We start from the raw sequence: 16,985 nt of genomic DNA on the forward strand, positions 1-16,985 counted from the left end.
CGTACTTTGCGGTGCTGCAGCGGCATTTGCCCGACTCCATGGGCCGATCGCGAACGCGGCCGGGCCGATTCACACGATCCCGACCCATGCGGAACCCGCGGGCGCACGCACCGTTGCCGTCGACGAATCGAACGTCGCGCCGTCGTTGAACGACGGCAAAACTCGACGGCAGGCCCCGGCCACCGAGGTGTCGACCGTGTCGTCGACCGTCGCGCTCGGCGAGGCGAAGGCGGGTTGGGCCGTTTTGTTCAACCACTGACGTCCGTGCACATCACGACAGAGATGCATCCATGATCAAGACTCTAGTTGCCTGTACCGCGCTCTGCGCGGCCGCGACCGCGTTCGCACAACCACCAGGAACCGTTGCGGACTGGGCCGCAGTGCCGGCACATGCGTGGGCCGCGCCGACCCACATGATGCTGATGGACGCGACGCGCGCCGGAAATCGCATCGTCGCTGTGGGTGAGCACGGCGTTGTTCTGCTGTCGGACGACGACGGCAAGTCGTTCCGGCAAGCCCCTGCCGTGCCGAATTCGGCAACGCTGTCGGCCGTCACGTTTACCGATGCGCAGCACGGCTGGGCGGTCGGTCAATGGGGCACGATTCTCGCGACCAGCGACGGTGGTGAAACCTGGCAGAAGCAGCGGATGGATACGTCGGTTGACCAGCCGCTCTTCTCCGTCATTTTCACGAGCCCGCAGGACGGGATCGCAGTCGGCCTGTGGTCGCTGATGCTGGTGACGCACGACGGCGGCAAGACGTGGAACAAGCAGATGCTGCCGAAGCCTCCGGGTGGCGGGAAAGCGGACCGCAACCTGTACCACATCTTCTCGGACGGGAAGCACATGCTGTACATCGTGTCGGAGCAGGGGACGGTCCTGAAGTCAGCCGACGGCGGTGCGAACTGGACGTACAGCACGACGGGCGGCAAGGGCACGCTGTGGACAGGCGTGGCACTGCCCGACGGGCGGATCGTTGTGGGTGGCCTGCTCGGCAGCCTGTACCAGAGCAGCGATGGCGGGATAACTTGGTTGCCGTTGAAGACGGACACGAAGAGTTCAATTACGGCGCTAACCACCATCGGCAATGAGCTCATTGGCGTTGGTCTCGGCGGTCTGGTGCTGATGCAGAGGGTGGGCGCGACATCGGTCGAGGTCAAACAACGCGAGGATCGCGCGACGCTGACTGCATCTCTGACGAACGCGGTAGGAAAAACGATCTTGTTTGCGCGTGAGGGGGTGCTGGCAGAGCATTGAACGCCCCTTGGCTCAAGTCTCACCCGCACATCAACACTAGCGGAAACAACTAACGGCAGCGGCAAAGTACGGCATCGAAAACTCAGTCGATTACTGTCGCCCTTAGTTTTTCACTATGACCTAAGTTAGGTGTGCGAAGCGGCTCCCTGTACCAAATCACGATGAATTGAATCAGCTCTCGACAACCGAATTATCAGGAGACAAATCATGGCAAAGCACCCCGTCGTTGTCTATGGCGCAAGCGGTTACACCGGCATGCTGATCATGGACTGGCTGATCGACCAGAACATTCCCTTCACCGCCGTGGCACGCAACGCTGCCCGAGCGAAGGAAATGATGGCGCAGCGCGTTGTGCGCCTTGAGTCGGCGAACTACGAAATTATCGAGGCGGAACATAACGTCGACTCGCTCGTGAAGGCATTCCGTGGCGCCAAAGTTGTGTGTGCCACCGTCGGGCCGTTCTTCGATTTCGGGCTGGTTGCGGTGGAGGCGGCACTCAAGGCTGGCTGCCACTACCTCGACACTACCGGCGAGCAGCACTACATGCGCCAGGTGCGTGAGCAGTTTGGCGAACTGTACCGGCAGGCTGGCTTGCTGGTGTCACCGTCGAATGCGTACATGTACTCGTTCGCAGAAATCGCCGCCGAGCTGGCGCTCGAGACGCCGGGCGTCGATGCACTGGAGACGGCTACATTGGCGCGCGGCCCACGTGGCGCTGGCGCCGGTGTGAGCGTGGGCTCCACTGCAACCATCTTCGGGGGCTACCGCCAGGAAGCGTGCTACCTGTGGGAAAAGAAGCTGGTGCCGCATGAGAAGCACGCTTCGTTCAACGTCTCCTCCCCAGATTTCCTGCAGCCGGTGTTTGCGCTGCCGTGGGGCGGTACGTCGCTGCCGGTGTACTTCGAGCATGACGCGCGCGTGCGCAGTTGCATCTCGTGCGTGGGTTTCTACGACAACAACGCGATGCAGATGGTGCATGCGCTCGGCCAGAAGTGGGATGCCGAGTACGCGCACTTGCCGCGCGAGCAACAGGAAGCGGTGCTCAAGCAGCTCGTCGATTCGACCACGCCGGCCATGCCACCGCGCGAGCGCACGTCGCTGCATCGCACCGTCGACTTCGCAATCGGCCGCGGCCAACTCGCAGCGGTGCGTGCAACCCTGCACGGCATCACGCCGTATATCGCCACCGGAGCGCTTCATGCCGCCGGCGCCATCAAGCTCCTCGATGGCGATACCGCCAAGGTCGGTTTTGCATCTGGCTCGAAGGCGTTCGGCCACCGGTACCTGCTCGGCTTCCTCGAGCAACGCGGGCTGGCGCGCGCAACGATCTCGCAACTGTAACTGTACACGCAAGGGCACCGCGCGGGTTGGTTCAACCCGTACACGGATGGCATGGGTCACCCCGTCATCGGCCTGGCATGGATTCAAAGGAATACGTAAATGGCAATCATTGATTTTTTCGACCGTGGGTGGCGCATCAACCCCTATGGCATCGCTTATATCCAGGATGAGCGAAGCTTCTCGTTCCAGGAGATCGGCGAGCTTTCTTGCCGCATTGCGAACGGGCTGCTTGCTAGCGGATTCGAGAAGGAAGCGAAGGCTGCAGTATGGGCGGACAACGACGTGATCGGTTGGGGCTGCACGCTCGGCATGTGGCGCGCGGGCATGGTGTACATCCCCGTCAACGGGCGCAACGCACCTGCCGAGAACCAGTACGTGCTCGACGCCTTCGACTGCGAGGCGCTGTTCTTCACCCACGCCTTCGCGTCGATCATCGAAGAGCTGCGCGCCAGTTTGCCAAAGGTGAAGCTCTGGGTGTGCATCGATGCCGAGCTACCGTGGGCTCCGTCGCTTGCAACGTGGAGCGCAAGCCAGCCGACGACGATGCCGCGTGTCGATTACGATATGGACGACATCGTCACGCTGTCGGCCACCGGTGGCACGACCGGCGCACCGAAGGGCGTGATGAATACGCATCGCGCGTTCCAGACGTACTTCGCCCAGTTCATGATCGCGTTCCCGTATGGCGCGCAGCGTCCGGTGAACCTTGCTGCGGCGCCGATGACGCATACCGCAGGCATGTTGTCTCTGCCCTGTACCGCACGCGGTGGCACGGTGGTCGTACTGACCAAGCCGGATCCCGTGCTGCTGTTGGCCGCCATCGCCAAGCATCGAGTCACCGAATTCTTCCTGCCGCCGACGGTCATCTACCGCCTGCTCGATATCCCGGGCATCGAGCAGCAGGATTTCTCGTCGCTCAAGTACTTCCTCTACGGCGCCGCGCCGATGTCGGTGGAGAAGCTCAAGCGTGCGATCGAGGTGTTCGGCCCCGTCATGGCCGGCGGTTACGGGCAGACGGAGGCCGCAGCGTCGATTTCCTACTTGACGCCAACTGAGCATTTCGTCGACGGAAAGATTGCGTCTGGTGAGCGGTTGTCTTCGGTCGGCCGTCCGAACCCGCTGATCCGCGTCGAGATCCTGAACGATCAGGGCGAGGTGCTGCCGCAGGGTGAGACCGGTGAGATTTGCGTGCGTGGCGATCTCGTGATGAAGGGCTATTTCAAGGCGCCGGACAAGACCGCCGAGACGATCGTCGACGGCTGGCTGCACACCGGCGACATTGGCCACATGGATGCCGAGGGCTACCTGCACATCACCGACCGCAAGAAAGACATGATCATCAGCGGCGGCTTCAACGTGTATCCGAGCGAAGTCGAACAGGTCATCTGGGCGCATCCGGCGGTGCAGGACTGCGCGGTGATCGGCGTGCCCGACGACAAGTGGGGCGAGGCGGTGAAGGCGGTCGTCGAGCTTAACGTTGGCCAAAACGTGAGCGCCGAGGAACTCGTCGCGCTGTGCAAGGACAAGCTCGGTTCGGTCAAGGCGCCGAAGAGTGTGGACTTTGTCGCCGCGCTGCCGCGCAGCACGGTCGGCAAGGTGCTGAAGAAAGATCTGCGCGAGCAGTACTGGCAAGGCCAGCAACGCAAGATCTAAGAGGCCTTCTACGAGCGACACACCATGAACAACATCTACATTGTCGGTATCGCCATGACCGTGTTCGGTCGGCACATCGAGCGCAGCATCGACGATCTGGCCGGCGAGGCGCTGCGCGGCGCTTTGCATGACGCAGGCTGCAATGCCGACGCGATCGGCGCGGCGTTTTACTCGGGCGTTACCAATGGACACCTGCAGGGGCAAATATCGATCCCGGGCCAGGTTGTGTTCAGCAAGATCGGGCTCGAGGGCATTCCGGTGTTCAACGTCGAGAATGCCTGCGCATCGGGCAGCACCGCTGTGCATTTGGCGGTGCAGAGCCTGAAAGCCGGCACATGCGACATGGCATTGGCGATCGGCGCGGAGAAGATGAACGTTCCGGACAAGGCGAAGGCCTTCGCGCTGTTCGAGGGCGGGTGGGATGTGTCGCGCGTCGAGGAAAACTTCGCGAACCTGGTGAAGCTAGGCGAGGGCGTCGAGCCGCCTGGCGGCTCCGAGTCCGACCGGCCCTACAGCCGCTTCATGTCGATCTATGCCGCGCTGTGCCGGTATCACATGAAGACATACGGCACGACGCAGCGCCAGATCGCAGCCGTCTCGGCAAAGAACCACGGGCATTCGGTACACAACCCGCTGTCGCAGTTTCGTAAGCCCTTCACCATTGACGAGGTGCTTGCGGCGCCGCCGATCACCTATCCGATCACGCTGCCGATGTGTGCGCCGGTTACGGACGGTGCGGCTGCTGCGATCCTCTGTACCGGAGAGGGACTGCGACGCATTGGTGCCGATCGAAGCCGTTGCATCAAAGTCGCCGCAAGCGTGATTCGCAGCTTCACGCATCGGGGCATCGACGAGCCGGAAAAGAACATCGGCCGCCTGGCCGCGCTGCAAGCCTATGAGCAGGCCAGCCTGACCCCGGAAGACATGGACGTTGCCGAGGTGCACGACGCATCGGCAATGGGTGAAATCATCCAGGCTGAAAACCTTGGGTTGGCGCAGCTCGGTCTGGGCGGCCTGGCTGCTGAACGCGGCGATTTCACAATCGGGGGACGCATTCCCATCAATACTTCTGGCGGCCTCGAATCGAAAGGCCATCCGCTGGGCGCGACGGGCATCGGCCAGCTCTATGAACTGGTGACGCAATTGCGTGGAGAGGCGGGTGCACGCCAAGTGTGGGGTGCCCGCCATGCAATTCAGGAAAACGGCGGTGGGCTGCAAGGTATCGAAGAGGCCGCGCTCGCCGTGCACATCTTGAGCAAGCCCTGACGGAGGCAGCGATGATTGAAGCGAATGCAACGCAGAACTGGGCGGAGGAATTCGTCGGAGCCACCTCGCGCCCCTTGGACAAGGGTGCAGAAGCGCCATCCGACAGTACGGTGGCACAAGAGAGAGTCACCGCTGCACTGAAGAAGTATCGGCCGATCGGCATGTGGGTGGAAAAGCCAGCTGATCTTCAGCCCCCGCTGGAGGGCGATGTCAACGCCGACGTGATCGTTGTTGGCGCTGGCTTCGCCGGCTTGTCCACCGCGTTGGAGCTTGCCGCGCAAGGGGCGAAAGTGATCGTCCTCGAGCGTGAGTTCGCCGGCTTCGGTGCAAGCGGTCGAAACGCGGGCTACCTCGCGGGCGGCCAGGGACTTGAATATGACCTGTTCCTGAAACGCGTGGGTCTCGAGCGGGCGAAGGCGATTGTTGGGTTCTACGACGAAGGGGTTAGGTACGTCGAACGAAAGCTGCGCGAATACGAAATCGACTGCGACTACAACGCATCCGGATTGATCCGTGCAGGCGTCCACCCATCACAGGAGAAGCATGTCCGCAAGACCATGCAACTGGGTATCGAACTCGGCTCTCCTGCGGTATTTCTGGACGAAGCCGGCATGCGCGCGCGTGGAATCCCGCCTGCGTTTCTATTTGGGTACTACGTCCCAACAGGAGGCACGCTGGACCCAGGAAAGTATGTGATGGGGTTGCGGCGTGCCGCGCTTAAGGCTGGTGTGAGGATTTACGAAGACACGGCGCTTTTGTCCTATGACCAGGGTCCGATTGTTAAGGTAAGAACGGCACGCGGCAGCGCGAGCGCTCCATTCCTGGTGTTCGCCACCAACGCGTACACACCGCAGCTTGGCCTGCTCGGAGACAAGGTGATTCCGCTGCGCGTGTCGGCGATCGAGACCGAGCCTTTGTCCGCGCCACAGCTTGCCGCCTTGGGTTGGCCGCGGCGCGAAGGCGTGGTGACAGCCCATTGGACGATGGAAAGTCATCGCTTGACGGCACGCAACACGCTCGTGCTCACGACGAAGCGCCTCCGTTACGTCTACGGTTCGCGAACACCCAATGTGCCGGATAACGCGGTCTATCGCGAGCTGGTGAAGGCACTGCACGACCGGTTCCCAACGTTAAGAGATCTCGCTATCCGAGCGTGCTGGAGCGGCTACGTCAGCTTCGCCAATGATGCGCTTCCCGTGGTGGGTGAAACCGGGGCCCAGCAGAACGTTTTCTATTCCGCAGGATGTTCCGGACACGGCCTCGGCACGCAATCCTTGATGGGGCATCTGCTCGCCGAGCGGATTCGCGGAACTGAGCCTCCTCTGCTTTCGGCACTACGCCACGAGACCCCATCGACGCTGCCCGAGCCGATCAGATGGTGCTTCGTCAATGGCGCATTGAGCATGGCGAACCTTCTGGACGATCGGGTGAACAGCAAGGCGCGGTCCATCGCTGACCGAGCGGAGCAGTGAACCGATATGACGAGCACCGACACTCGGTTTCCCCGAACGGGTCGTTTCAAACCGGAATTCTGATACACACCGGAGATTGATCATGAATCTTAGACTTTATTGCATTTTGTTTTCCTGTTCGGTATTTGCGTTGGCTTCACTCATTTATGGCGTGAAGTTTCTGATGAAGCGCAACTATCTTGTTGGGCTGGAATGGCTTGCCCTGGGAATTTCCGGCTTGAATGTTATCGTGTTTTTGCTGACGAACTCGCACGTTTCGTATGAGGTCATGCATTTTCTGGATGCGTTTTCCAGGGGATTCGGTTTGCCGGTTGTTGCAGTTGCTGGTTTGATGGAGGTCACTCGGAAGCGCAAGCTGTCGGTGGTTCAAGACATCATGCTGGTCGTAGGTGCAATTCTTGGAGGGATTGTATTGGTGACGGCCGATTTCATGGTCGGGATTCTTCCTTACTTCTATGTGGTGATGTGGATTTGGCTATCGGGGCATCTCGTCTATTTCATCGTCAAGTTGATGGAAATTGGCGAGTCATTGCAGGCTTTGAGCACATTTGTGGCACTGGTGACTTCTTTAGTGATTGCTTGTATCTACGATTTTTACAAAATACCAGGGGATGAGACCAATTTGGTATTGAATTTCCCATTTCTCGCACTGCTCACGTGGGGATATTTCTCGGCTTCAATCTATTACGCCTATTGCGCATTGGAGAGAGGCGATTTGAAGCGCAGAAGTTTGGCGCCTGCGTAAATCGCGCGACCGGTTAAGTTCTTGATGCGAAGGGTTTTGGAAGGCAGGCTTGATTTCAATTTTTTTGTAAACCGTTACCTGTTTGTATCGTCAGAGATACCAATCTTTGGAGGAATTAAAAATGAGCAACGTGGTGAAATCTGTTATTAAAACGGTGCCGAGCACGTCATCGGTTGAAGACATTCATGCAATTTTTCAGGAAGACGGGTGTGTCATCCTCAAGAATTATTTGACTGAAGCTCAGGTTAGATCGTTTAACGACGATATCGAGGCCGAGATGCAAAAGCTCACGCCGGGCTGTAAGAATGACGAATATGAAATCATGACCGAATTTCATGGCGTGAATACAAAGCGACTGACTGCTTTGGCCAAGATAAGCAGGACATTCCGCGAGGAAATCCTGGATATTGATGTCTTTCACGCCATGGGTGATGCGATTTTCCAGGAAGAGTCCGGTACCTGCTGGTTGACGACCGCCCAGGTGATCGAGATTGGCCCGGACAGTCGAGCGCAACCGCTGCACCGCGACCTCGAGGGCTGGACCCATTTCCTCAAGATGGGCGCTCAAGCGCCGGAGGTCGTTATCAACTTCCTGGTGGCCCTGACCGACTTCACCGACGAGAACGGTGCTACGCGAGTGATTCCGGGCAGTCACAAATGGCCGGACTACGCTGACCGTGGCACGCAGGAGATGACGATCCCTGTGGAGATGAAGGCCGGCGACGCTGTCTTGTACACAGGCAAGTTGGTACACGGTGGTGGAGCGAATCGCACCAAGGACTTCTATCGCCGCGGCGTGACCATTCCTCTGATCCCGGGTTTTCTCACCCCAGAAGAAGCTGTTCCGCTCCTTGTTGATATTGAGACGGTACGCGGGTTGCCCGAACGTGTGCAGCGCGTACTCGGTTTCCGCTCGCAGTACCCCGTCGGTTCAATCGGTTTGTGGCAAGCCAACGTCGGCGACGTCGGGACGTACCTCGGACTCTGATGGGACCCTCAGGCCGGTGCACGCCAGGGGTACGCGCCGGCCATGCGATTCAGGAAAACGGCGGTGGTAGCAAGGCATCGAAGAGGCCGCGTTTGCTGTTCATGTTTTGAATAGGATTGAGGGAGGCAGAAATGAGCAAGGGTCTCGAAACCAAGCCGGACGGGCAGACCGGCCATTCCGGGATCACCCGGCGCAATTTCGTGAAGGGTGCGGCAGCCGCGGCCGTCGTCGTACCAGCTGTGGCGGCAATGCAAAGTGCGAGCACGGAGCCGGCTGCGGACGGCAGAGAGGCAGCCGACCTCGAAAAGTATCGGGCGCTTGGCGGATGGGTGGAAAAGCCCGAAGACATGCAGCCGGCGCTCGAGGGCAACGTCAGCGCCGATGTCGTGATTGTCGGCGCCGGCTTCGCAGGCCTTTCCGCAGCACTGGAGCTCGCCAAGCAGGGCGCGAAAGTGATCGTCCTGGAGCGTGAATTTGCCGGCTTCGGGGCGAGCGGCCGCAACGCCGGCTACCTGGGCGGCGGTGTAGCGCTCGAATACGACCTGTTCCTCAAGGACGTCGGCAAGGAGCGCGCGAAGGAGATCGTCCGCTACTACGAAAACGCCGTCCCCTTTGTTGAAGGCAAGCTCAAGGAGCACGGGATTGACTGCGACTACAACCCCTCCGGGTTGATTCGCGCAGGCATTCATCCGTCGCAGGAAGAGAAGGTGCGCGAGGGCGTACGCGCCAGCGCGGAATTTGGCGCCAAGTCAGAATTTTTGGACGAGGCCCAGATGCGTGCGCGGGGCATTCCGCCGGCATTTCTGTTTGGTGAATACACCCCGCGTGGCGGCACGCTCAATCCAGGCAAGTACGTGATGGGTCTGCGGCGTGCCGCGCTTCACGCAGGCGTCAAGATTTATGAAAACACGCCGCTGCTGTCTTACACCGAAGGTCTCGTGATCAAGGTGAAGACGCCACGGGGTAGCGCGAGCGCTCCGGTGCTGATGTTCGCCACGAACGGCTATACCCCGCAGCTTGGTCTTCTCGCGGACAAGGTGGTCCCCTTGCGGGTGTCGGCCATCGAGTCCGAACCGCTTTCCCCCGCGCAACTGAAGTCGCTGGGCTGGGCGGGGCGTGAAGGCATCGTGACGGCGCACTGGACAATGGAAAGCCATCGCTTGACGGCGAACAATACGCTCCTGGTGACCACCAAGCGACTTCACTATCCCTACGGATCAAAGACGCCGAACGTGCCTGACTACGATCAGTATCGCGAGCTGAGGATCGCTCTGCGCGACCGCTTCCCGACCTTGAAAAACATCGCTGTGCGGGCGTGTTGGAGCGGCTATATCAGCTTTGCCAACGATGCGCTTCCGGTGGTCGGCACCACTGGGGCGAACCAGAACATTTACTACGCCGCTGGGTGCTCCGGGCATGGCGTGGCCTCCCAGTCCATGGTCGGGCACCTGATCGCCCAGCGGATTCACGGAGCCGAGCCCCCGCTGCTCGCGGCGGTGCGCCATGAGACGCCTTCGACGTTGCCCGAACCGTTCAGATGGTGCGTCACTAACGGGGCCCTGTGTAGTGCGGCCGCGATGGACGACTGGCTGAACCGCAAGGTGCGCGATGCTGCGGCCTGAAGGCGAGCGCTTTAACTGCAATAGGACACGAGGAGCACAACATGATTCGCCTGAAGAAAAACGTGGAGTTGCCGTCGGTCGGCCTGACCGGTTTTGAGACGCCGTTGAGCGAAGACGAAAACGCGATCCAGAGCACAGTTCATCGCTTTGCGCGCGATGTACTGCGCCCGATTGGCCGGGAGCTCGATCGCATGACGCCGGAGGAAGTGATCGCTCCCGGGTCTCCGTACTGGACGGCCATCATCGAGGCCGCCAAGCTCGGCCTTGATCCGCAACTGATTGCACAGTTCCCGCCCGAAGTCGCGATCCGGATCGAGTCGATCATTGGCGAGGAACTCGGTTGGGGCGATGCGGGCTTCGCCATTTCGATCGGTGCCGCGAGCATGCCGATGATGATGGCCCAGACGGTCGGTAGCCAGGAACTGATCGAAATGTGTGCCGGCAAGGTTGGCTGCTGGATGAATACGCAGCCCGACCGCGGCTCCGATGCTGCCATCCTGTATCGCCAGGAGCTCAGCGCTGGCGGAAAGCAGCCGATCGGCAACGTCACCGCGAAGGTCGGCACCGATGAAATCATCATCAACGGCCAGAGTTCGGCGTGGGTGTCGAACGGGGCGGTGGCACAGGTCGCGCTCGCCTACATGGCGGCCGACTATGGCGATGGGTTTTACGGCACTGGCGAGCACAGCACGCTTACCAATGGTATCGGGATAATCATTCCACTCGATCTGCCAGGAGTCTCGCGAGGTAAGCCGCTCGACAAGATCGGCCAGCGTTCGTTGCCACAAGGGGAGATCTATTTCGACAACGTCAAGGTGCCGAAGCGCTTCGCCATTGCGCTGAAGGATGACTATCTCGGCAACCTGGCGTCGACGTGGTCGTATGCCGGCACGCACATGTGCCAGACCTTTGTTGGCGTGGCGCGTTCGGCGTTTGAGCTGGCGCTCGAATATTGCCACCAGCGCAAGCAGGGCGGCGCACTATTGATGGACCACCAGATGACGCACCTGCGCATCGGCGAGATGCTGCGCCGGCTGGAGATGGCGCGTGCGATCGCACGCCGCAGCCTCGCGTATTCGCGTATGTCGCCGGTGAGCCACCCTTATGCGACCGCACAGGCCAAGGTGAGCGTCACAGAAGAGGCGATGAAGATCACCCACGAGGCGTTTCAGCTCTTCGGCGGCAACGGCACGACGCGCGAATTCCCGATCGAGAAAATCTTCCGTGATGTGCGCTCCGCGCTGATCGAGGACGGTGAGAACTACATCCTCACGTCGCGCCTGGGCGTGCTTGCCGGAGAGCTTTATCAGAACGGATGGACCAAGGAGTAAGCGTTGGGAGTGGGTACAGGCTGCAGCATCAATCAAGAAGCTACCGAGCCGCGACGGACACAGTATTCGCATGGGAGACGTTGTCGTGACGACATGTTCCGGCACTACGGCTGCGTCTTGGGGGCGGCAGCCTACCGCAAAGGAAATGCTCCACTTCATCCGGGCGTCAGTGGAGAGCATTCGCAAGGATGCGGCCAACGATCGGCTGGCAGATGGCGCTGTCATTGAGCGGCGTCTGTCCAGCTTGTTGCGACACGCCCTGATGACGCGTTCGCCGTATGAGATTGCCTTAGTGCTGGGCAGCGCGGCTGAGCGGATGTTGTTTCCGGAGCACGACGTGCTGGAACAGAGCACGGCCGCTGTGCAGAAGGCTGATCAGCAGGCGTTGCGCGATCTGGTCTGGGCTGTCAGGCAGCACCGAAGCATCCGCGGCGGCCGGCATGTCCGCAGGTTCGGGATCGAAGTGCAATGAGCCACTCGAAGCATCAACACATTCATCGCAGTTACGGAAACACCATGTCAGAGAAATCTCACCCCGACACACCAGCCAACCTGCCGCGCAGGCAATGGCTGAAATACGCTGGCGTTGCGGCGGCTGCAGGCGGTCTGGCTCTGGGCGCCCGGCAAGCCGATGCTGGTACCGCCAAGGCTGGACAGACACCGGACGGCGTGCTTGATGTCGCCATCATCGGCGCTGGGCTGGCGGGCTTGACGGCCGCGCGCGACCTGCAGCTGGCGGGTTGCAACTCCTTCGTAGTCCTGGAGGCGCGAGACCGAGTAGGCGGGCGCACGCTCAACTACAACATCGAAGGCGGCTACATTTCCGAAGTCGGAGGCCAGTGGATCGGGCCCGGTCAGACCGCCGTGGCGGATCTCGCCCGCCAACTGGAGGTCGACACGTTCCCGAGCTACTACGAGGGCAAGACCGTCATTCTGGGCGGCGATGGCCGAGTGGCGGTCGATCTGAAGGGGACGTTCGGTACCGATGAGGCGGTCAGCGCAAAGCTCAGCCAGCTGTCGCGCGATGTGCCTTCGGGCGCCCCTTGGAAATCACCGAGAGTCCGTGAGCTGGACAAGCTTTCGGTCGGTGACTGGCTCGGAAAGCAGAACATCAAGCCCGAAGACCAAGCCGGTTGGAACGCCAGCATCACCCTTTCCGGCGGCGCGGCCCCGGCCAAGATGGGGCTCCTGCATTTTCTGTCGATGATCAATTCAGCGGATCGCGACTACTCGCAGCTCGACAGCATCAAGCACAGCGCGCAGGAAACCCGCTTCGTCGGCGGTTCGCAAATCCTCAGTATCAAGATGGCGAAGCAATTGGGCGACAAGGTGCGCCTGTCGACGCCGGTGCGCCAGATTTCCGGTTGGGACCGCGATGTCGTCACGCTACATACCGACCACGACGAAGTGCGCGCCCGCAAAGTCATCATGGCCATCCATCCGGCCCTGTGTAACCAGGTGCAGTTCGACCCGCCACTGCCGGAGAAGCGCGCCGCGTTGCAACGCGCATGGCCTGCGCACTCACCCGCACGCAAGGTGGCCATGGTCTACCGCCGTCCGTTCTGGCGTGAGAAAGGTCTGAATGGTCACATCATCCAGATCAACGGGCCCGTGATCTGGGCCTTCGACAACTCCCCTCCGGGCGGTGAAATCGGAGTCGTCAACGCCTTCGTCGTAAATGCACAGCTTCCGTCGGAGCCGGACGCGGCAAAGTCAATCCTGACCGAGCTCTACGCCCGGGCATGGGGCCGTGAAGCCCTATCGCCGGTGGCCTATCACGATCACGACTGGGGCCGGGGCGATCCCTGGACGATCACCTGCATCTCAGCCATTCCCCCCGGCTTCTGGAGCGCCCACGGTGAAGCACTGCGCCCACCATGCGGCAACCTGATCTGGTCAGGCACTGAGACGGCGGAGATCTGGGCCGGCTACATGGATGGCGCGGTGCGCTCCGGTCACCAAGCGGCTCTGCAGGTGCTCAATGCACTGCGTTGGGCGTAAGGGGAAGGACATGAAGAAACTCATTGTGATTAGCGTTGCCGCCATCACCGCTGCTGTGGCGCTTGTCGTATTTGGCCCAGGTCTGCTCGATCTCTATCGCCTGGATCGCTATATCGACACATCAGCCAAGGCGTATGAGGTTGACGGAGGCCCGTGGCCGCACGTGAACGATGCCTGCTTCATGTGCCATGGCGTCAAAGGCAATTCACTCCATCAGGGCTATCCGAGCCTGGCGGGGCAGCCTGCCGCCTATTTGGAAGCGCAGCTCCACAATTTTGCGAGCGGCGCGCGACGCAGTCCGAACATGGGACCGTTGTCGATGACCATGGACAACGCGCAAATCAAGGACCTGGCGAATTATTTCTCCAAGGTTTCGCCCACCGCAAACCGCTACTTCAAGCCTGATGCGCAATTGCGCGAAAAGGGGCAGCAATTGGTGACGGGCGGGAATTGCGCGGCATGTCACGGGGCGCAACTGATGGGGCACGACCAGTTTCCGCGCCTGGCCGGCCAGGGCTACGACTACATCCTGGCGCAGTTCGACGCGTTTGCCTCCGGCACCCGTAGCGAATCGACCGGCATGATGAAGCACCTTGCGGACGGCACCGCAGCAGAAGACCGCAAGGCAATCGCCAGCTACCTCGCGAGCCTTGAACCAAAACATTGACGGCTTGCGTGCGGGTGGATACATGACCAGTTATGGAGCCTCCAAAGCGGCGCTGATCAGTTTGACGCAGTCCATGGCGCTCGAACTTGCAGGAAAGGGGCTTCAGGTCGACGCACTTCGCCCCGGAAACTTCAGGGCGGAGATGCATGCGTCTTTCGAAGAGAAGGGGCTGGACGAGAACCTGATCGAGCGTATCCCGATGCGCAAGATCGGCGAGGTTGAACAGCTCGACGGGGCGACCCTGCTGCTGGCGTCTGATGCCGGTAGCTATATGACTGGCTCGGTGATCGACGTCGATGGCGGCCAGGTACTGAGTTGGATGTAAGGGCCTGTCTGGCCCAGCTTGTAGCCGCCGGACAATGCGTCTGGCAATTTCTTAGGAATGTTGAAGTCATGAAGCTGAAAGACAAGGTGGCCGTCATCACGGGCGCGGCCGCGGGTATTGGGCAGGCGACTGCGCGCAAGTTCGCGAGCGAAGGCGCTACGGTGATTCTTTGCGACCGCGCGAGGGAGGCTGTGGAGCAAGAAGCCAGCAGCCTGAGGTCAGAGGGCTATAAGGCCGCAGGCTATACGTTGGACGTTACCGACCGCGCGGGTATCGAGGCCTTGGCCGCGGATGTCGTAGAAAAGTTTGGCCGTATCGACATTCTGGTCAACAACGCGGGCATCACGCTGGACGCGAAGGTCACGCGCATGACCGAAGAGCAGTTTGACCGGGTGATCGATGTCAACCTCAAGGGGGTGTTCAACTGCACGCAGGCGGTGATCGGTGCAATGCTTGAGCAGCAGTCCGGGGTCATCCTGAACGCGTCGAGCGTTGTTGGTATCTACGGCAATTTCGGGCAGACGAACTACGCGGCTAGCAAGTTCGGTGTAGTCGGATTTACGAAAACCTGGGCGCGAGAACTCGGGCCGAAAGGGATCCGCGTGAATGCCGTGTGCCCGGGCTTTATCGAGACGGACATTCTGAAAACGATGCCCGAGAAGGTCCTTGACGGATTTCGTTCCAACTGCTGGCAGCGGCGCCTGGGCTCGCCAAAAGAAATCGCAAACGTCTATGCATTCCTTGCGTCCGACGATGCGAGCTTTGTCAACGGGGAAGCGATCGAGGTTTCGGGAGGGCTTTCGATCTAAATCTGGTGCACAAACGAGACCGGAGTCGCGAAGGTGTCTACTGAGCAACGCAGCAGCAGGAATCCGCGCACATCGAGTGTGGCGGCCACACGAGTACCCCCCGACGGCTTGCGAGCTCAGGGCGTGCGCACACGCAATGCCATTGTTCGTGTTGCGAGAAAATGCTTGCTCGAAACCGGCCCGGTGGATTTCTCGCTGCGCGCAGTGGCTCTACGCGTCGGGATCAGCGTCAGTAACCTCCAGTACTACTTCCCAACAAGGCTGGCAGTTTTGCGGGCGGTTCTTGCATCCACAATCCACGCGTACCTGGACGAACTGAAGCGCACGCTCAACAACGGTTCCCCGGCCCGCGAGATCCTCGACGCGTTTTTGGAGCGGGGTCTGAGTGACGCGAAAGATGCCAACCTCATGACGCTGTGGATGCATTTCGTTTCGTTCGCATCGACCGATCCTGAATGCTCCCAGATGCTCGGCGAGTGTTATGACACGGTTACGCGCTCGCTCGCACAACTCATCCGTGCGGTGAATCCGGAATGCACTGAGGTGGATAGCCTTCGCGTCGCCTCGCTCATCATCGTGATGGATGACGGTTTATCGCTTCAATTCAGATTGGGCCGGCACACGCAGGGAATCGAGGCGAAGTTCCTTGCGACAGCCAGTTTCCTTGTGCAGGGGACGTCGAAGAAAATCAAGAACAAGCAGCAGGAACGCGGCAGCAGCGACCACAAAAATCCCTCGGTCCCGTTTCCCAACAACCTTGATTTGACCGCGTAGGATTCGCTGCATGAATGCCGTGAGATTCATGAAATAAATTTCAGAAGAAGCGGCTTGATCGCTATGCTAAGTATTCGTTACATGAAGAGTGTGCAATGGCCAAACACAAGCTGGTGAGGAGCAGCCTGACGTCTTTCGGCATGGAGAGTTGCGACGGGCATGCCGTTATCGGTGAGCGTGCGACTCGATGAGCATTCACGCAGCATCATGCGTCTGGGCTGGGCGAGATTGCAGCGGCGTATCGCTGACGCAAGTGTGATCGGGCCGGGCGCGGGCCAATGTGTTCTCTCGACGATATCGGTGGTCTGATCCCGCTGCATCGCTAGATCGTCAACAGGAGAAGCTTGCCGCACTTTTTTGGCGCCGATGTACTCCATCTTGCGTCGTTCAGCGGCACCCCATACCTCGAGGATCCGGAACCGCATGCATTTCGGACCTATGGTTGACCCACAATACTGAATGATGGGAACAATGACGAACATGGCACAGCAACTCGACGTTCATGACGGCCTCCGCTCATTCGTGGGTCAGGAAGTGTTCATACTGCCATGCACTTCGGTGGAGATCGTTAGCGTTCATCCACCGGAGGTGGGACGAGGCCATTCCACTATATCCGGACTCGATCGCAGGACGTGCCTGCCGGCCCCGATGGATTTCGCCGCAAGGTTCCTAATCTAAATAGCGGACTCGAAGTCCGAGAAATGTCTCAGGCTTGCCCTTGCGCGGTCCAACCTG

Annotated in this window: 17 protein-coding genes; 16 read left to right on the top strand and 1 reads right to left on the bottom strand. The window is 60.2% G+C overall.

Going from position 1 to position 16,985, the window contains the following annotated elements:
- The 16 genes from G3N94_RS32790 to G3N94_RS32865 all read left to right on the top strand — a co-directional run.
- The coding region (locus tag G3N94_RS32790) for a hypothetical protein (protein WP_205797743.1) at positions 1-259 on the top strand (259 nt) is incomplete at its 5' end.
- Positions 260-290: 31 nt separating this feature from the next.
- Positions 291-1,256, top strand: a complete 966-nt coding sequence (locus G3N94_RS32795) for a YCF48-related protein (RefSeq protein ID WP_205797745.1) — start codon at positions 291-293, stop codon at positions 1,254-1,256.
- Positions 1,257-1,463: 207 nt separating this feature from the next.
- Positions 1,464-2,597 carry a DUF5938 domain-containing protein gene (locus G3N94_RS32800; RefSeq protein WP_205797754.1) on the top strand — a complete coding sequence of 378 codons (1,134 nt, stop codon included), beginning with the start codon at positions 1,464-1,466 and terminating at the stop codon, positions 2,595-2,597.
- A 99-nt stretch (positions 2,598-2,696) separates the two neighbouring features.
- Complete coding sequence (locus G3N94_RS32805; RefSeq protein ID WP_205797756.1) at positions 2,697-4,250, top strand: AMP-binding protein; 1,554 nt, start codon at positions 2,697-2,699, stop codon at positions 4,248-4,250.
- Between the two features lie 24 nt (positions 4,251-4,274).
- Positions 4,275-5,516, top strand: a complete 1,242-nt coding sequence (locus tag G3N94_RS32810; RefSeq protein WP_205797758.1) for a thiolase family protein — start codon at positions 4,275-4,277, stop codon at positions 5,514-5,516.
- Between the two features lie 161 nt (positions 5,517-5,677).
- A complete protein-coding gene (locus G3N94_RS32815) occupies positions 5,678-6,988 on the top strand; it encodes an FAD-binding oxidoreductase (protein ID WP_241022202.1) in 1,311 nt (436 codons plus the stop codon).
- An 82-nt stretch (positions 6,989-7,070) separates the two neighbouring features.
- Positions 7,071-7,733 (top strand): hypothetical protein, encoded by a 663-nt coding sequence (locus G3N94_RS32820; protein WP_205797762.1) that lies wholly within the window; start codon positions 7,071-7,073, stop codon positions 7,731-7,733.
- A 121-nt stretch (positions 7,734-7,854) separates the two neighbouring features.
- On the top strand, positions 7,855-8,721 hold the full coding sequence (locus G3N94_RS32825; RefSeq protein ID WP_205797764.1) for a phytanoyl-CoA dioxygenase family protein: 867 nt from the start codon (positions 7,855-7,857) through the stop codon (positions 8,719-8,721).
- Between the two features lie 248 nt (positions 8,722-8,969).
- Positions 8,970-10,343: an FAD-binding oxidoreductase gene (locus G3N94_RS32830; RefSeq protein WP_241022203.1), complete on the top strand. Its 1,374-nt coding sequence runs from the start codon at positions 8,970-8,972 to the stop codon at positions 10,341-10,343.
- 41 nt (positions 10,344-10,384) lie between these two features.
- Complete coding sequence (locus G3N94_RS32835) at positions 10,385-11,674, top strand: acyl-CoA dehydrogenase family protein (RefSeq protein ID WP_205797768.1); 1,290 nt, start codon at positions 10,385-10,387, stop codon at positions 11,672-11,674.
- Between the two features lie 145 nt (positions 11,675-11,819).
- Positions 11,820-12,146 (top strand): hypothetical protein, encoded by a 327-nt coding sequence (locus tag G3N94_RS32840; RefSeq protein WP_241022199.1) that lies wholly within the window; start codon positions 11,820-11,822, stop codon positions 12,144-12,146.
- Between the two features lie 44 nt (positions 12,147-12,190).
- Positions 12,191-13,675, top strand: a complete 1,485-nt coding sequence (locus G3N94_RS32845) for an FAD-dependent oxidoreductase (protein ID WP_205797770.1) — start codon at positions 12,191-12,193, stop codon at positions 13,673-13,675.
- A gap of 10 nt (positions 13,676-13,685) precedes the next feature.
- Complete coding sequence (locus tag G3N94_RS32850; RefSeq protein WP_205797772.1) at positions 13,686-14,342, top strand: c-type cytochrome; 657 nt, start codon at positions 13,686-13,688, stop codon at positions 14,340-14,342.
- On the top strand, positions 14,326-14,667 hold the full coding sequence (locus G3N94_RS32855; protein WP_241022200.1) for an SDR family oxidoreductase: 342 nt from the start codon (positions 14,326-14,328) through the stop codon (positions 14,665-14,667). Before G3N94_RS32850 ends, G3N94_RS32855 begins: the two co-directional genes overlap by 17 nt.
- Positions 14,668-14,735: 68 nt before the next feature.
- Positions 14,736-15,476, top strand: a complete 741-nt coding sequence (fabG, locus tag G3N94_RS32860) for a 3-oxoacyl-ACP reductase FabG (protein WP_205797774.1) — start codon at positions 14,736-14,738, stop codon at positions 15,474-15,476.
- Between the two features lie 165 nt (positions 15,477-15,641).
- Positions 15,642-16,250 carry a TetR/AcrR family transcriptional regulator gene (locus G3N94_RS32865; protein ID WP_241022201.1) on the top strand — a complete coding sequence of 203 codons (609 nt, stop codon included), beginning with the start codon at positions 15,642-15,644 and terminating at the stop codon, positions 16,248-16,250.
- Positions 16,251-16,327: 77 nt separating this feature from the next.
- On the opposite strand, the gene G3N94_RS32870 is transcribed toward G3N94_RS32865, so the two are convergent.
- Positions 16,328-16,732 (bottom strand): hypothetical protein, encoded by a 405-nt coding sequence (locus G3N94_RS32870; protein ID WP_205797778.1) that lies wholly within the window; start codon positions 16,730-16,732, stop codon positions 16,328-16,330.
- Positions 16,733-16,985: the final 253 nt, after the last annotated feature.

Source organism: Burkholderia sp. Ac-20353, assembly GCF_017104785.1.
Taxonomy (GTDB): domain Bacteria; phylum Pseudomonadota; class Gammaproteobacteria; order Burkholderiales; family Burkholderiaceae; genus Burkholderia.

Bases quoted from the DNA above. Each gene is read 5' to 3' on its own strand.
- G3N94_RS32845 (WP_205797770.1), top strand. From the start codon at position 12,191: ATGTCAGAGAAATCTCACCCCGACACACCAGCCAACCTGCCGCGCAGG.
- fabG (WP_205797774.1), top strand. From the start codon at position 14,736: ATGAAGCTGAAAGACAAGGTGGCCGTCATCACGGGCGCGGCCGCGGGT.
- G3N94_RS32800 (WP_205797754.1), top strand. From the start codon at position 1,464: ATGGCAAAGCACCCCGTCGTTGTCTATGGCGCAAGCGGTTACACCGGC.
- G3N94_RS32835 (WP_205797768.1), top strand. From the start codon at position 10,385: ATGATTCGCCTGAAGAAAAACGTGGAGTTGCCGTCGGTCGGCCTGACC.
- G3N94_RS32850 (WP_205797772.1), top strand. From the start codon at position 13,686: ATGAAGAAACTCATTGTGATTAGCGTTGCCGCCATCACCGCTGCTGTG.
- G3N94_RS32820 (WP_205797762.1), top strand. From the start codon at position 7,071: ATGAATCTTAGACTTTATTGCATTTTGTTTTCCTGTTCGGTATTTGCG.
- G3N94_RS32870 (WP_205797778.1), bottom strand. From the start codon at position 16,732: ATGTTCGTCATTGTTCCCATCATTCAGTATTGTGGGTCAACCATAGGT.
- G3N94_RS32830 (WP_241022203.1), top strand. From the start codon at position 8,970: ATGCAAAGTGCGAGCACGGAGCCGGCTGCGGACGGCAGAGAGGCAGCC.
- G3N94_RS32810 (WP_205797758.1), top strand. From the start codon at position 4,275: ATGAACAACATCTACATTGTCGGTATCGCCATGACCGTGTTCGGTCGG.
- G3N94_RS32825 (WP_205797764.1), top strand. From the start codon at position 7,855: ATGAGCAACGTGGTGAAATCTGTTATTAAAACGGTGCCGAGCACGTCA.
- G3N94_RS32840 (WP_241022199.1), top strand. From the start codon at position 11,820: ATGCTCCACTTCATCCGGGCGTCAGTGGAGAGCATTCGCAAGGATGCG.
- G3N94_RS32805 (WP_205797756.1), top strand. From the start codon at position 2,697: ATGGCAATCATTGATTTTTTCGACCGTGGGTGGCGCATCAACCCCTAT.
- G3N94_RS32795 (WP_205797745.1), top strand. From the start codon at position 291: ATGATCAAGACTCTAGTTGCCTGTACCGCGCTCTGCGCGGCCGCGACC.
- G3N94_RS32815 (WP_241022202.1), top strand. From the start codon at position 5,678: ATGTGGGTGGAAAAGCCAGCTGATCTTCAGCCCCCGCTGGAGGGCGAT.